The organism is Desulfocicer niacini, from assembly GCF_054657595.1.
On the sequence record NZ_BAAHYK010000026.1, the window covers coordinates 76,143 to 90,023 of the forward strand.

Here is a 13,881-nt window from a genome sequence, read left to right on the forward strand (position 1 = left end):
GGGGTACTTAAAAGTACAGGGTTCACCTGATTGTTTAAGTTCAATTCGTCAAGAACGATCCCTAAAGTACGTATAGCCCTTTTAAGAACTGAGGTAAATTGTCCCGTTTTAGACGGGTAGCTGCTGGTTTTATTTAAGCAAGGGCACTTTCCTCACCCGAATCCTGGGTAAAGAGGCAGGATGCCCCGGTCGCATCTTTAATAGACCATAAAAATTCGGCCTCAAACTTCTCCGGCAGGGGGAAAACGTTCAGATCGGCCACGGGAGCTTTGCTGGCAAACCGTCCGAAGTCACCGTCCGCAACATGCGCAATTGTTTTTGAAGGAAGCCTGGCAAGATCCACCACCCGTCTTAGAAATTGCTGTGCATTTTCCTTTTGGGCCGGATTTTTCACCACGCAGATAACGGTCAGTTGGGAATTTTTCCAGCTGTCCAGCATACGGTAGGCCAGAAGGATAGCCAGATCGAGGTTGGCAAATTCCATTTCCAGCGTCCACTCCGGCCCCATGTCTGGAAGCCACAGATTAATCTTCTTTCGCCGCCCCAGGCCCGAATCTTCGTGTAGTACCAAGACAGCAGCCCCCATACGCTGCCGCTCGGCTTCGCAGATCAAATCTCCGATGGCGTCATGGGTGGCGGGATCTTTGGGAAGGTCCAAAAATAAAAGGTTAGGCCTGAAAAAAGACCCGCCCAGGGCCTGAAGGCCAACCTTGACCGCTTTGGGAAAATTATCCGCTTCCATAACCGTTGCCGACGTGAACACCCCCTCATTGATAAAAGCCTGACGGGAATCTTCTAATTGTTTGATTAATGCCTTTGAATCCTCCAGGGATGTCGCCACCCCGAGTAGTTTAAGCGACCCCATGGGGTAAGCCAGGTGGCTGACCAACTTGAAAGCGCCGCGCAGCCGCCGCGGGTCCTGGGTAGGCATAAGGATATTGGGCTTCCAGGCCCGTTCGTTATTCCCCTGGGAAAGAGCCGTCTGTTTGGCGCCCCATTCAGCCACGGCAGAAAAAAGGCCGCTGCGCACATCCCCGTAAGGCGAAGAAAGGCGCCGTCGCATCAATACGAAATAAAGCACAACCACCAGCACCACTGCCACCAGGCTGAATATCGGGTTGATGATGAACATGGCGAACAGGCACCCTATAAGTCCCGATAAGGGGATCAGCCGAGGCACTTTAAAAAGCGGGCGGTAACTGATCAGGCGCAGGTTCTGCTCTATAGCCACCACAAGATTGATGGTGGCGTAGGTTAAAAGAAAGATCATGGTGATCAGCGGTGCAACGGCGTTCAATTCCCTGAGCATGATGCCTGAAAGTACGATTACTGCTGTTACTATCATGGCATTGAAAGGTTCCCCTTTTTTGGTGCGGCTGGAGCACCAGGCGTCAGCCGGTACGATGCTGTGTTCGCCAAGGGCCTGGAGAATACGCGGTGCCCCAACAAATGAGGCCAACGCCGAGGAAAAAGTTGCGGCCAGGAGCCCGGCAAGAACAGCAGGGCCATAAAAAGCACGATCGATCATGATTGTATAGTTCCCGGTTAACTCGTCCACTTCGGCTACGCGGGCAAGCCAGTATGCCATGGCCATGTAAACCAAAAAGCTCAATCCGATGGCCGTCATGGTTCCAATGGGAATGGCTTTGCGCGGATTTTTCAATTCTCCGGACATGTTAGCGCCAGCCATGATACCGGTGGAGGCCGGAAAAAACACAGCAAAAACAGCCCAAAAATGAGTACCTGAAAAACCACTTTCCTGTGAACCGGGATAACTGCCCCACCAGACGATGGGTTGGTCCATGGATCCCTGAAGGGCGGCAGCACCAACAGAGAGCACAGAAAGTATGATAAGCACCAGAATAAGGTATTGAACCCGGAAAGCCAACCGGGTGCTGATGATCGTGATGCCAAAAATCAGGGAAAACACAGAAAGGTCGATGACAATTGTCGGAATGTCGGGAAATCCCATAGCCCCGCTGGCCCATTGCCAGCCAGCGCGAAAACCGAAAATATACATCACAACCGCCAAAGCCTGGGATAAGTAGAGCGGCAAGCCTATGGCACCACCAACCTCCAACCCCAGAGACTGGGAAATCATGGAAAAAGCCCCTCCTGGACCCACGCGAATATTTGTCACAAATGAAGACATAGAAAAGCCGGTGGCTCCGGCAATACTAAAGGAAAGAACGATAATGCCCCATGCGCCACCCAGCCCAGCATTACCGACCACCCACCCTTCCCGCAAAAACAGGATCACCCCGAGAATTGTCAGCAGGGTCGGGGTAAAGACACCAGCAAATGCCCCGTATTTGAGGGTCTGTTCAGCATCATACTTTTCAGCTTGGTCTTGAATGTCATGGCCGGGTTTGCCGTCAGCATCTTCACCGGTACTAACTGGCTGAACCGGTTCGGCCAAGGTATCCTGATTCTCATCCTGCTGCATAGATTCGGGTGACTCTTCATTTCTGGTTTGCATGTTTGTTCCCTCTCTGCATGAAAAGAGCCTACAGACCAACGAGGCTATGACCGTAACGGTGCTTGCGTTACTATTCAGCCCCCTTGTCATGGCTTACCCGATGATGGGTTCGGGGTTGAGTTTTTTTGGATGCTTTTTTTGAAGCCCTTTTATTTTTTAAAAGGAGCAGTTCATGACCACTGATTTCTATTCCGCAGGTGAGCTCGACCTTCAGGCCAGGAGGATTGTGAATTAAAACCGGATTATCGGTCGATCAGTCCCTTATCAATGGCATAGGTTGTCAGTTCTGACACATTGTGCAGGTCCAGCTTGTTCATGATGTTTGCCCGGTGACGTTCCACTGTTTTAGGGCTGATGCACAAAAACTGGGCCGCTTCTTTGCTGGTGTGTCCTTCTCCAACCAGTTTGAGCACCTCTTTCTCCCTTTGGGTCAGTGTGTCCCAGGTGGTTTCTTTTTTGAGTGTTTTTTTGCCTTCAAGGTATCCTTCCATGACCGTGTCGGTAATCCCGGGGCTGATATAGGTTTTTCCGGACAGCACCACATAAATTGCTTTTAATAATTCGTCCTGAGAACTATCTTTCAGGCAATATCCTGAAACCCCAGCTTTAAAACATTCCAGGATATAATCATCTGAATCATGGATGGTCAGCGTGAGAATTTTGATATCCGGCAATTGCCGTTTAATCTCTTTAATGGCTGAGAGACCGTCCATTCTAGGCATAGACAAATCGATCATGACCAGGTCAGGGGGAGGGGTCAACTCAAGTGTCGTCCTGATGGCGGAAAGACCGTCTTCTGCCTGGGCAACCACCTCAAGTGTCTCCTGTGAGTTAATCATCATGCAAAGCCCCTCTCTGAGCAAGGTAATATCTTCTGCCACCACAATCTGTTTTTTGTCCATATCTGTCAGTCTCTTTTTTAAGGTATACAGTTCCGGACAGCGGCAATTATCTCTTCTGACCGTACACTTTTGGTTAAATAGGCCACGGCACCTGCGTCATACATGGCCTCAATGAGGGATTCATCGCTGTGCATGGATAATCCGATTATCTTTATTTGGGGGGTTTTTGATAAAATCTGCCGGGTTACTGCCACACCGTGCATTTTCCCCAAGTTAATATCCATAATAATGACATCCGGCAGCAACTGGTCTGCCAGCTCAATAGCCTTTTCTCCGCTTTCCGCTTCGCCGGAAATATGAAAATCCGGTTCCAACTGCAGCAACCCTTTTAATCCTTCGCGCAAAATTTTGTGGTCATCCACAATGAGGATGCTGATCATATCGTTTTTAAACCGTACCCGGTTCGGTTTTGGTGGTTTGTTTTTTTCCGGGGGATGCCTTCTGTCTTTTCTCTTCCTGACCGGTTCTCCCGCCGGTGCTGTCAGGGTAACTTTGGTCCCCATGCCGGGCGAGGATTCAATCAGCATCCGGCCGGAAATCGCCACCAGACGTTCCTGGATGCTGAACAGACCAAATGATGTGGATGAGTTTTGTAATTGTCTGAATTGGTCAAGATCAAATCCATTCCCCTGATCAGAGATGACCAGGTTGATGATATTATTCGCCTTTCGGACCGCAGAGATATCTGCCTGTGCTATCCCGGCATGCTTGGCAATGTTTAAAAGCAGCTCTTTGACACATTCAAAAAGCAAAAAGCTTGTTTCATCTCTAAGGGGTTCCAGGTCATTGTCGATAAACAGACTGACCTTAAACTGGAAATTTTTTTCCATATAGGCAATCAACCATTTGAGCCCGCCACTTAATCCACTGGTCAAAAGCATTGATGGGCTGAGATCGGATGAAAGGGAGCGCAAGTCAGACAGTGCCTGTTCAAGAACACTTTCGATTTTATCTGCTGTCTTTTTTATATCATCGACATTATTTTTGCGCTGAATTTCCCACAACTGCATCCGTGCACCCACGATGAGTGGCTGTATATGATCATGGAGCAATCCAGCCAGACGCCTACGTTCTTTTTGTTCTGATTGGCTCAATTTATTTGCCATGATACGCAGTCGATCAGACTGAATCTGCAATTGAGTTGTCCGTTCAGCCACCCGCCGTTCAAGTGTTTCATTGAGCAGGTGCCTGGCCTTGTCATTGTCGGTGATTTTATCCATATTTTAAAGTATCCTTAATTTTTTGATTAGTATCAAGACCCAAGACAAATAACAAGGATCTTAGACAAGTTTTGAATTATGGACAGCGTTGTAAAATATTAATAAAGGCATTGGTTGATATTTTTCTACATATCATTTTGATTCAAAATACAGAGAGTCACCCATTTCAAATCATTGTTTATTGTTCTATTGTTAATTTAAAGAAATGTTTAAGATTCCGTTGTTTACTTGAGTGCTTTTTAAAGCCATTTAATTAAAGGAGTTGAGATGACACCAAAAGAAACGATTACACAAAAAATTTATGAGATCCTTACAATGAATCGATTGAGCGCGGAAACGTATTCGGTCAAAGTAAAGAATCAGCCTTGTACGTTTGTTGGAATTCCTTTGATATCAAATAATAACCCGGGAAAATTTTCAATGAAAATAACGAACAATGACGACTTTAAAGGCGTTTATGAGGGCTATGTTGATGACATCGAGATGATTGAAAAACAATAACAGGGGCAAGTTTCAGATTTTATCAGGCAAAAAATTTAAAATTAAAATTTGTTAGGTTTGGCCCGAAACTTGAGTAAGAGTGTAGCAATGAATAGACTTCCTGAAAATCGAAAAAATTTTTTGCAAATACTTCTATCAATGCAATAAATAGATGCAAGAACCCGGCTGTGAATCAGACCAAATAAAAGTTCGGCTTCAGCTATACTTGATAAAAGGCAAAATATGACCATTGGGCAACATACTAAACGGACTGGCTCATCAAGGAAAGGATGCCCGGGTAATAGAAACTTCCAAATGTAGCTTCTGGTGTATAGTTTATTGGTCGGCGTCCCGGGCCTCGTGCACGATATAGCGCGCCGTGTCTGGTTCAAGGATAACGTCCGTGGCCATGGTTATCACCTCCGGTGCGGGCTCGAAATTTTTGAACAGGATTTGCTTTCCGCTCTCTTCCCCGTTGATGGTTACGACAGCGACGATGCGGCCATTTGCTTTTGTGTCAGGCGAGAACAGAGTCACCCAAGTGATCCCATCGATATAGAGAGAACTGACCCCGGTCTGATTGTAGAGCGGGTATTCGTTAACGATAAAAGGAAAGCGCTCGGCTTCAATACTAGCGTTATTGGTTCGTGTATAGGCTTGGTCATCGAAGAAGGCTGGTGCGGTCGCTTCGGCTAAGTACTGATCTGGCTCCAAATCAGCAAGTAATTCTATTACCACAAGTAACGGTTGGCAGGAAGAGACGGCCCACTGATGCCCTGGGGTAACCTGCTGGGCATTTCTATTTTCATCGGGGGAGGCTGTCTGCTTGCATATCCGCACACTGTTAATGAAAAGGGCAGTGTGCTGAAGGGTAATGTCGGCCGGAAGTTTTCCGGCTCTGGTACACAGGAAAATCATGACTTTTCCAGAGGGCAGAGTGGGTTTTTCTGCCAGATACCACTATTGAATTAGGAGATATGGGTGTTTTACGGAGGGCTTGAAATATTATTTTTCGTACTATTTTTGGGGCTTGGTCTACTGGGTTACACAAATCCACTTCCTGGATTTTGCAAAAAAATAGATACATTGCATGATGTATCCCAAACATAAAAGGCAGACCCCCAACCCAGGGCCTGCCTTTTATTTGTTCCATCAGATTTTAAGATACATCCGGTTGAGTTCTAAAGGATATTTTACGGTTATTCAGGTAAAAATTTAACATCTAACCATGTGGATTGAGATTGAGGTATCGATTCAATTACCGAAAGCATCTCTGACGAAATCTTATTGCAGGGTTTCTGCTATCCAGCCACATCAATGCCGGGGTCACATCCCAGATTCTTGTCCGGATTGCTGCACTCAAAGTTGTGATGACGGGTATCTACATGACCTTCTTCTCTTTCATTGTCTGATTCGATGTAATTTTTTTCTGTATTTTCCATGGTAGCCTCCATATATTGAATCGGTATTTATATTTTCCAGTTTATTATTGGTCAATTCGCTGCCATACACCGGCAGGATTTTTTTCAGCAGTATTTGTTTCTCATGGGCTGCAGTGTTTCTTTGTTGGAAATAAACTATGCATCCAGGAAAATTGCGCAATGCTTAAGAAAGGGGAGTTGATTGATAGGTATATACACCCATTAATGCCTGAATGTCCTGATATAGCTGAAAAAATTATGTCAACACCCCCTGAGTTAAAGATTCATGGAGTGCCTTGCCGGTTTTTTGGGCTTTGTCACACCATGGCCCATGTTGTGACAAAGTCGGTTTTTTATAAACGGTATGCCGTTTTTATGGATTATCGGGAGAATTAGATGAATGTATTGATCTTGATTGGGACAATTTGTCTGTTGGGAGGGCTTCTCCTGGCAGAAAAACAGGAAAGTATTGCCGGAAAACTCATCACCAAAACCCCTTTGTCCATGCTTTTTGTGCTGGTGGCATTGATCCAGCCGCGGCCGGACCCGTTTTATTATCGGTTGATGACGGCGGGATTTATTTTGAGCCTTCTGGGGGATATACTGCTGGTGTTTTATCAGATGCCTTTGTTTCGCGCAGGCCTGGTTTCTTTTCTGCTGGCCCATGTGTTTTTTACATTGGCCCTGCTGGACCTTGGCAGCGGCATGCCTTTGAGCTGGCTGTTGCTGTGCGGAGTTATAGTTGTGGCGGGTGGTTGTGTGTATGTCTGGTTAAAACCACACCTGGGAAATATGAAATATCTCGCCATGGCTTATATGGTAGTGATTTCCTGTATGCTGGCCAGCGCCGGAAGGGTTCTTTTTGATTCCGGGATACCGGGAAGGGGCAGGGCCATCGTGTTGACCGGGGCCTTGCTCTTTTATCTGTCCGATTTGTTTGTGGCCCGGAATCGTTTTGTGGAAAAATCTTTTATTAATCGACTCATCGGGCTGCCGCTTTATTACGCGGCTCAATTTTTTTTGGCTTTTTCTGTGGGTTTGGTGGGGTGAGTTTGTAATATAAAATTCATTGCAGCCCCCGTTTCAGGGTTTGAATGGCATTTTTTTATTACAAACTCACCGCACCAATGCCGAGGTCACCTCCAAGATACTCTTTAAAAAATGAAACCGTCCGTTCCCAGGCAATTTCTGCCTGTGCCTCATTATAACGTGGCGTTGAATTGTTATGGAAGCCGTGCCGGGTGCCTTCATAGGTATACATGACGAAATTCTTATTGTTTGCTTTCAACGCTTCGCTATAGCCTTCCTGACTGGCATTCACCCGTGGATCATTCTCGGCATAATGTATCATGAGGGGGGCCTGGATTTTGGATACATCTTCAAGGGATGGTGCCACACCATAAAATGGAACTCCGGCGTTCAGATCCGCGTCCATAAGGGTGGCAAGCCTATTGACAACGCCACCACCGTAGCAGAAGCCGGTGGCCCCCAGGTTCCCATTGGACATTTTTGCAGGCCGCCTAGTTTGCGTTAAATATAGTGGGAATACCATTGTCTGTGGGTTGGAGTATCATGCAATATTGGTTAACTTTTTTTGTTTCCAGGATCTGTTCCTCATTCATATTTAACTGGCGGCAAAAGCGGATTTAATTTTATCCACAGCCCAGTCAATATCTTCCTTTGTAATCACAAGCGGGGGAGCAAACCGGATGGTGTAGGTATGGGTTTCCTTGCACAGCATGCCCATTTTCATGAGTTTCTCGCAGATGGCCCTGGCTCCGCCGGCTGTGCCTTCAAACAGTTCAACGGCAATCATTAATCCACGGCCCCGGATCTCTTTGATGGATGGGTGATCAATCTGTTTGAGTTGATCAAGGAAATAGCTGCCCATGGCTGCGGCATTTTCAACCATCTTCTCTTCCACCAGCACCTTTAGGGCCTGCCGGGCTACAGCGCAGGCAAGCGGGTTGCCACCAAAGGTGCTTCCGTGCTGTCCCGGTTGCAGAAGTCCCAGAACCGCCTCATTGGAAAGCACCGCCGACACTGGATAGAATCCGCCGGAAAGGGCCTTACCGATGAGGGTGAGGTCCGCTTCAATACCCTCGTGTTCTTCTGCCAGGAATTTTCCCGTGCGGCCAAGGCCCGTCTGGATTTCATCCAGGATGAGGATCACATTATTTTTGGTGCAGATTTCCCTGACTTTTTTCAGGTAGCCGTCCGGGGGAATGATGACCCCGGCCTCGCCCTGGATGGGTTCCACCATAAAGGCAACGGTGTTGGGGGTAATGGCGGCTTCCAGGGCATCTGCATCCCCAAAGGGAATGGTTTTAAATCCCGGGGCAAAGGGTCCGAAACTTTTCCGGGCGTTGTCATCGGTGCTGAATCCGATGATGGCCAGGGTTCTGCCATGGAAATTATCATTACATACAATGATTTCAGCCTTGTTTTCTTCAATACCTTTGGATTCATACCCCCATTTTCGAACGCATTTAATGGCGGTTTCCACAGCTTCGGCACCGGAATTCATGGGCAGCACCTTGTGGGAGCGGGTAAGGGTGCAGAGTTCCTGATATAACAGTGCAAGCTGGTCATTTCTAAAGGCCCGGGAGGTAAGTGTCAGACGTTCTGACTGATCCAGCAGGGCCTGACGGATTTTCGGGTGGGCATGGCCCTGGTTCACAGCTGAATATGCAGACAGGCAATCCAGATAGCGGTTGCCATCCACATCCCAAACCCATATACCTTCTCCCCGGCACAATACCACATCCAGGGGTTTGTAGTTGTGGGCACCGAGTTTATCTTCGAGCTCAATATATTCTTTTGTTTTCATGGGATTTCCCTTTATAAAAAATAAATATGGGTTTCAGGACCCGGGGGCAACGCGGGTCATGTCGGACAATTTGGGGTTTGGTCACAACATAGGCCACCTACCCCCCCACCAAGGGAAGCCCATGTTGTGACCAAGCCCGACAATTTGTTTTCATCAGGCTCAGTGTTGTGTTATTGTATCTGGGGCTTGGTCACAACATGGGCCTCCTGCCATTGGCGGGCCGATGGGGTCAGGCTTGTGTTTTTGACAACTACCTGTGTTGCAAAGCAAATATCAACAAAAGCGTCAATAACGCAAGCCTGACCCCCACCAAGAGTGGCCCATGTTGTGACCAAGACCTGTGTCTGTTAAAAATATTCAGAGTAATAATGATTAAACCATGATCCAGCAAGGGTCGTCAAACGAAATAAAATCAGATTCTCTGCTGCAGAAATCATTGTTGGAGGCAATCCACTTGACTTCCCAAAGTGCCGGATGTTGTCATCAAGCCCCTGAAGAAAAAGGGTGTCACAGTGAATCTATGTGATGTACATACCCATCTTCAGGACCTGCGTCTTTCCGGGACCATTGATAAGGTGATCCAGACAAGCATGAAGGCGGGGGTTATCCGCATGGTGTGCTGCGGGATTCAGGAGAGCGATTGGCCCCGGGTTGCCCACCTAGCAGATCAGCATCCCGGCATTTTTCCGGCCTTCGGACTTCATCCCTGGTTTATTGAGTCAAGGTCCCCGGGCTGGCTGGATATTCTTGAATCTATTTTGCAAAACCGCTCTGGAGCCGTGGGTGAAATCGGACTGGACAGGGCGATTTCTCCCCGAAATGATCCGGATCAGATGGAGGTATTTATATCCCAGCTTAAGCTTGCCCAAAAATATGGAAGGCCTGTGAATCTTCATTGCAGAAACGCATTCGGTCTGCTGGCGGATCTTCTGGAAAAAAATGCAGGCCTTCCCCATGGCGGGGTTATTCATTCCTATTCCGGGTCAGCGGAAATGGTAAAGGTTTTTGAAAAATCAGGGGCATACATTTCTTTTTCTGGGTCGGTGACCCGGCCGCAAAATAAAAAGGTCCGTCTGGCAGCCCGGGCGGTCAGCCTGGAACGGCTTCTTATTGAGACGGATACCCCGGATCTTTTACCCACCGGTGCACCGGAAGGTCTCAATGAACCAGCCAATGTGCATCTGGTGTTAAAAACCCTGGCGTCTTTGCGTGAGGAGCCCATTGAGGTTCTGGCCAAGGCCACGTTTTTAAATGCGGCCCGATTGTTTGATTTTCATGCTCATGAGAAATTTTTAACTGAATCTGGCAGGAGATTTGTTAACCCATGATGGCAATAAGGTTCATGGCGCTGGTAGTTATTGTTTTTGCCTGTATCGGAGGGTCCACCGGATGTGCCAGCGAAACCCCGGGCATTGCAGTTGCAACGGCAACAAAACAGCTTGATCACCCTGGACACATAAGGCAATTACTCATAAACCAGTACAAAAAATGGGCAAAGACCCCATACAGAAGCGGGGGGATGAGCCGGAAGGGTGTTGATTGTTCCGGCCTGGTAAGAATGATTTTTTCCCAGCAGTTCGGCATTGAATTGCCCCGAACGGTGAAGCATCAGGTCCGGATGGGACAGAAAGTCACCAAAGAAAATATCCAGCCCGGTAATCTTGTCTTTTTTAAAACCGGTGCCAGATCTCGCCATGTGGGTATTTATCTGGGGAACCATGAGTTTTTACATGCCTCGGCAAAAATGGGGGTTATTGTGTCCAGCCTTAAAAACCCCTATTGGGCGCCCCGATTGTGGAAAATCATCAAATTAAAATAAGGGTTGACCCCATCCCTAGTGTTCTTTTATTCTTACCTTGGCCCATTTAATATTGAAAATAAGAGGATTGCTCACAATGTCATCCACCCTTGACCTTCGGTAGTGTAACGGGGGCAGGGCTGATCCCATTGGCCCGCCAACTGTGACGGATGACCCATGTTGTGACCAGGCCCAATCCGGAAATAATAAACTATATTTACCAATCTATAAACGTGCAATGGTGCAGGCATTTCATGTACATTGCCTTTCAGAGGATCCAACAACAATGAAATCAACCCGATTAATGGTGGTCCAGAAAGATATCTTTGACTTTAAAGGGGACCTGCTCGTGTTTTGTGCGCTGAAACGGGAAAATAACGCCCCCTTGTGCGATGAAGAGATTATCCCCATGGTGACCCATGCCCATGAGCTGGGAGACTTTTCAGGCAAGGCAGAGGAAAGTCTTCTATTTTATCCGGAGCAGGGTAAGATCAGTCCAGCCTTTTCAGCCAGGAGAGTATTGATCCTGGGCCTTGGTAAGGAAAAAGAGGTAATGGATGACAAAACCGTAAGGGAGGCGCTGCGAAAGGCCGGTGGAGTGATTGCTAAAATTGCTGAGAAAACAAAGTCGACTTCCGTCATGGTACGTCTCCCCACTCTGGCCATTTGTCCTCCTGAAGATATGGGCGAATGCCTGGCAGAGGGCATTGTTCTGGGGGATTATCGGTTTAACCGCTATAAAAAAGATAAACCCGAAGAAAAGGCATTTTCCGGCATTCAGGATGTTCGATTTTTCACCGAGCAGTCCCCTGAAATTGTTAGAAAAGGTGTTAAAAAAGGTGGCGTGGCAGCCCGGGCCGCCTGCTCGGCAAGGGATATGGCCAATGAACCTGGCAATGGGTGGACAGCCTCTGATTTTGCCACATATGCCGGTAAGCTGGCGGAGCAATTTATGTTCAAGATCAGCGTGCTCAACCGGGTGGATATGGAGCAGCTGGGCATGGGAGGAATCCTGGCGGTGAACCAGGGTTCCATAGAACCTGCCAAGATGGTGATTCTGGAATATCGACCCTCAGGAAAATGTGACACCCTGCTTATGGTGGGCAAGGGAATTACCTTTGATTCCGGAGGTGTCAGCCTGAAACAGGCCCCAGGTATGGAGGATATGAAGTATGACATGTGCGGGGGAGCCGCCGTGCTTGCCGCCATGGAAGCCGTGGGCCGTGAAAAACCCAAGCTGGGCGTTGTGGCCATTATTCCCACCACTGACAACATGGCAGGTGGCGGAGCCGTAAAACCCGGAGATATCATCCGTCATTACGATGGTACCACTTCGGAAATTATAAATACAGATGCCGAGGGCAGGATGATTCTGGCCGATGCCCTGGCCTATGGCATCAAGACCTATACTCCCACCTGCGTTGTGGACATTGCCACCTTGACCGGTGCCGCCATTGTGGGACTGGGGCATCATTATTCCTGTCTGCTAAGCAACAACGATGACCTGGTCCAGCGACTGCAAGGTGCCGGGAATCGAACAGGTGAACCCATGTGGCGACTGCCCCTTGGCAAGGAATATACCAAACAGATTGAATCCAAGGTGGCGGACATTAAAAATGTCGGAGGTAAATCCGCAGGTACCATCACGGCGGCGGCCTATCTTGAGCATTTTGTAGGAAAGATTCCCTGGGCACACCTGGACATTGCCGGAACTGCCTGGGACTTTACTGAAAAATCCTATATCCCCAAAGGTCCTTCAGGCATGGGCGTTCGCACCTTTATTGACCTGATCCGTAACTGGGAAAAATGGTCCGTGAAGGCTTAATGGGTTGATTTGAAGGGTGCATTCCCATTTTCCCGGTCTGGTCACAAAAAACTGAAATCGTTTTTAATATTTGTTATAATTCCATGAAAAAGAAACCCAATCAGCTACTGTACCATTATCTTTTCCCCTATGCCGGGTTGATACTGGTGCGTTTACTGTCCCTTACCTACCGGGTAAGGATTATTGATTCAGAGAATGAAACAAGCATCCGGAACCGGGGGGGAGGGATTGTGTATGCATCCTGGCACCAGAGATTTTTTCCCGGCATTACCTTTTTTTCCCGGCGAAGGCCCATTGCCATCATGATCAGCCATAGCCGGGACGGGGAAATGATTTCTCGTGTGGTGGATGTCCTGGGATGGCTGCCGGTGAGGGGTTCCTCCTCCCGGGGCGGTTCCCGTGCCCTCCAGGAAATAAAAAAGCTTGCCCGTCAAGGCTTTAACATCGGCCATATTGTTGACGGACCCCGGGGACCTTTCGGGGTTGTGAAGCCGGGTCTGCTTCGCATTGCCCAGGCATCGGGGTTGCCCATTATTCCCACCATTACCTCTTCTTTCCGGCCCTTTGTATTTAACAGCTGGGATAGATTCATGGTGCCCCGGCCCTTTTCCCGGGTAATCATTCGTTTCGGCAGGCCGGTTTTTGTTCAAGAGGGTCTTACGCCGGAGGAATTTGAGACAAAGAGACAGGTGCTGGAAACAACCTTGAATCAGCTGTATGCCCGCACCGATGCATTATGGAAGTCGTCCGGGAGTCATTGATCAGAATGTAGGCTTGCCTTGCCCCCATCAACAACATGTCAATATAACCCACATGTCCTGGTGGACACAACGAACAATGGGTCGTAGACGCGGAGCCAAATGGCATTATACCGCCCCTCCCCCGACGGGCAATGGTCCCGGACCGGAACTGTAGACAGCTCGATT

Annotated in this window: 13 protein-coding genes; 6 read left to right on the forward strand and 7 right to left on the reverse strand. The window is 48.1% G+C overall.

Going from position 1 to position 13,881, the window contains the following annotated elements:
* Window positions 1-133: 133 nt before the first annotated feature.
* From ACYQ2M_RS15005 to ACYQ2M_RS15015, 3 genes are all read right to left on the reverse strand, one after another.
* Complete coding sequence (locus ACYQ2M_RS15005) at window positions 134-2,479, reverse strand: amino acid permease (RefSeq protein WP_459917175.1); 2,346 nt, start codon at window positions 2,477-2,479, stop codon at window positions 134-136.
* Between the two features lie 242 nt (window positions 2,480-2,721).
* The gene (locus tag ACYQ2M_RS15010) at window positions 2,722-3,381 is read right to left on the reverse strand and encodes a response regulator (RefSeq protein WP_459917176.1); all 660 of its coding nucleotides are present in this window, start codon (window positions 3,379-3,381) and stop codon (window positions 2,722-2,724) included.
* 17 nt (window positions 3,382-3,398) lie between these two features.
* On the reverse strand, window positions 3,399-4,601 hold the full coding sequence (locus ACYQ2M_RS15015) for an ATP-binding response regulator (protein WP_459917177.1): 1,203 nt from the start codon (window positions 4,599-4,601) through the stop codon (window positions 3,399-3,401).
* Window positions 4,602-4,868: 267 nt separating this feature from the next.
* Here ACYQ2M_RS15015 and ACYQ2M_RS15020 point away from each other — a divergent pair, with 267 nt between their 5' ends.
* On the forward strand, window positions 4,869-5,102 hold the full coding sequence (locus ACYQ2M_RS15020) for a hypothetical protein (protein ID WP_459917178.1): 234 nt from the start codon (window positions 4,869-4,871) through the stop codon (window positions 5,100-5,102).
* A gap of 315 nt (window positions 5,103-5,417) precedes the next feature.
* On the opposite strand, the gene ACYQ2M_RS15025 is transcribed toward ACYQ2M_RS15020, so the two are convergent.
* Together ACYQ2M_RS15025 and ACYQ2M_RS15030 are read right to left on the reverse strand one after the other, a co-directional pair.
* Entirely contained in the window at window positions 5,418-5,999 is a 582-nt protein-coding gene (locus ACYQ2M_RS15025; protein ID WP_459917179.1) for a hypothetical protein, read from the reverse strand.
* Between the two features lie 383 nt (window positions 6,000-6,382).
* Window positions 6,383-6,523, reverse strand: coding sequence for a hypothetical protein (locus ACYQ2M_RS15030; RefSeq protein WP_459917180.1), 141 nt, complete (start codon window positions 6,521-6,523; stop codon window positions 6,383-6,385).
* 375 nt (window positions 6,524-6,898) lie between these two features.
* On the opposite strand from ACYQ2M_RS15030, the gene ACYQ2M_RS15035 reads away from it, so the two are divergent.
* On the forward strand, window positions 6,899-7,552 hold the full coding sequence (locus ACYQ2M_RS15035; protein WP_459917181.1) for a lysoplasmalogenase: 654 nt from the start codon (window positions 6,899-6,901) through the stop codon (window positions 7,550-7,552).
* Between the two features lie 58 nt (window positions 7,553-7,610).
* Here ACYQ2M_RS15035 and ACYQ2M_RS15040 read toward each other — a convergent pair whose 3' ends face one another.
* Complete coding sequence (locus ACYQ2M_RS15040) at window positions 7,611-8,009, reverse strand: dienelactone hydrolase family protein (protein WP_459917182.1); 399 nt, start codon at window positions 8,007-8,009, stop codon at window positions 7,611-7,613.
* Between the two features lie 117 nt (window positions 8,010-8,126).
* Window positions 8,127-9,332, reverse strand: coding sequence for an ornithine--oxo-acid transaminase (rocD, locus tag ACYQ2M_RS15045; RefSeq protein WP_459917183.1), 1,206 nt, complete (start codon window positions 9,330-9,332; stop codon window positions 8,127-8,129).
* Between the two features lie 512 nt (window positions 9,333-9,844).
* Between rocD and ACYQ2M_RS15050 the strand changes: the two genes are divergently transcribed.
* From ACYQ2M_RS15050 to ACYQ2M_RS15065, 4 genes are all read left to right on the forward strand, one after another.
* Window positions 9,845-10,660 carry a TatD family hydrolase gene (locus ACYQ2M_RS15050; RefSeq protein WP_459917184.1) on the forward strand — a complete coding sequence of 272 codons (816 nt, stop codon included), beginning with the start codon at window positions 9,845-9,847 and terminating at the stop codon, window positions 10,658-10,660.
* The gene (locus tag ACYQ2M_RS15055) at window positions 10,657-11,151 is read left to right on the forward strand and encodes an NlpC/P60 family protein (RefSeq protein WP_459917185.1); all 495 of its coding nucleotides are present in this window, start codon (window positions 10,657-10,659) and stop codon (window positions 11,149-11,151) included. Before ACYQ2M_RS15050 ends, ACYQ2M_RS15055 begins: the two co-directional genes overlap by 4 nt.
* Window positions 11,152-11,416: 265 nt before the next feature.
* Complete coding sequence (locus ACYQ2M_RS15060; RefSeq protein WP_459917186.1) at window positions 11,417-12,955, forward strand: leucyl aminopeptidase; 1,539 nt, start codon at window positions 11,417-11,419, stop codon at window positions 12,953-12,955.
* 83 nt (window positions 12,956-13,038) lie between these two features.
* Window positions 13,039-13,716, forward strand: a complete 678-nt coding sequence (locus ACYQ2M_RS15065; protein WP_459917187.1) for a lysophospholipid acyltransferase family protein — start codon at window positions 13,039-13,041, stop codon at window positions 13,714-13,716.
* The last annotated feature ends 165 nt before the right edge of the window (window positions 13,717-13,881 follow it).

What these genes read in the sequence shown, in the direction of transcription:
- ACYQ2M_RS15005 (WP_459917175.1), bottom strand. Translation starts at nt 2,479, where the DNA reads ATGCAAACCAGAAATGAAGAGTCACCCGAATCTATGCAGCAGGATGAG.
- ACYQ2M_RS15010 (WP_459917176.1), bottom strand. Translation starts at nt 3,381, where the DNA reads ATGGACAAAAAACAGATTGTGGTGGCAGAAGATATTACCTTGCTCAGA.
- ACYQ2M_RS15015 (WP_459917177.1), bottom strand. Translation starts at nt 4,601, where the DNA reads ATGGATAAAATCACCGACAATGACAAGGCCAGGCACCTGCTCAATGAA.
- ACYQ2M_RS15020 (WP_459917178.1), top strand. Translation starts at nt 4,869, where the DNA reads ATGACACCAAAAGAAACGATTACACAAAAAATTTATGAGATCCTTACA.
- ACYQ2M_RS15025 (WP_459917179.1), bottom strand. Translation starts at nt 5,999, where the DNA reads ATGATTTTCCTGTGTACCAGAGCCGGAAAACTTCCGGCCGACATTACC.
- ACYQ2M_RS15030 (WP_459917180.1), bottom strand. Translation starts at nt 6,523, where the DNA reads ATGGAAAATACAGAAAAAAATTACATCGAATCAGACAATGAAAGAGAA.
- ACYQ2M_RS15035 (WP_459917181.1), top strand. Translation starts at nt 6,899, where the DNA reads ATGAATGTATTGATCTTGATTGGGACAATTTGTCTGTTGGGAGGGCTT.
- ACYQ2M_RS15040 (WP_459917182.1), bottom strand. Translation starts at nt 8,009, where the DNA reads ATGTCCAATGGGAACCTGGGGGCCACCGGCTTCTGCTACGGTGGTGGC.
- rocD (WP_459917183.1), bottom strand. Translation starts at nt 9,332, where the DNA reads ATGAAAACAAAAGAATATATTGAGCTCGAAGATAAACTCGGTGCCCAC.
- ACYQ2M_RS15055 (WP_459917185.1), top strand. Translation starts at nt 10,657, where the DNA reads ATGATGGCAATAAGGTTCATGGCGCTGGTAGTTATTGTTTTTGCCTGT.
- ACYQ2M_RS15060 (WP_459917186.1), top strand. Translation starts at nt 11,417, where the DNA reads ATGAAATCAACCCGATTAATGGTGGTCCAGAAAGATATCTTTGACTTT.
- ACYQ2M_RS15065 (WP_459917187.1), top strand. Translation starts at nt 13,039, where the DNA reads ATGAAAAAGAAACCCAATCAGCTACTGTACCATTATCTTTTCCCCTAT.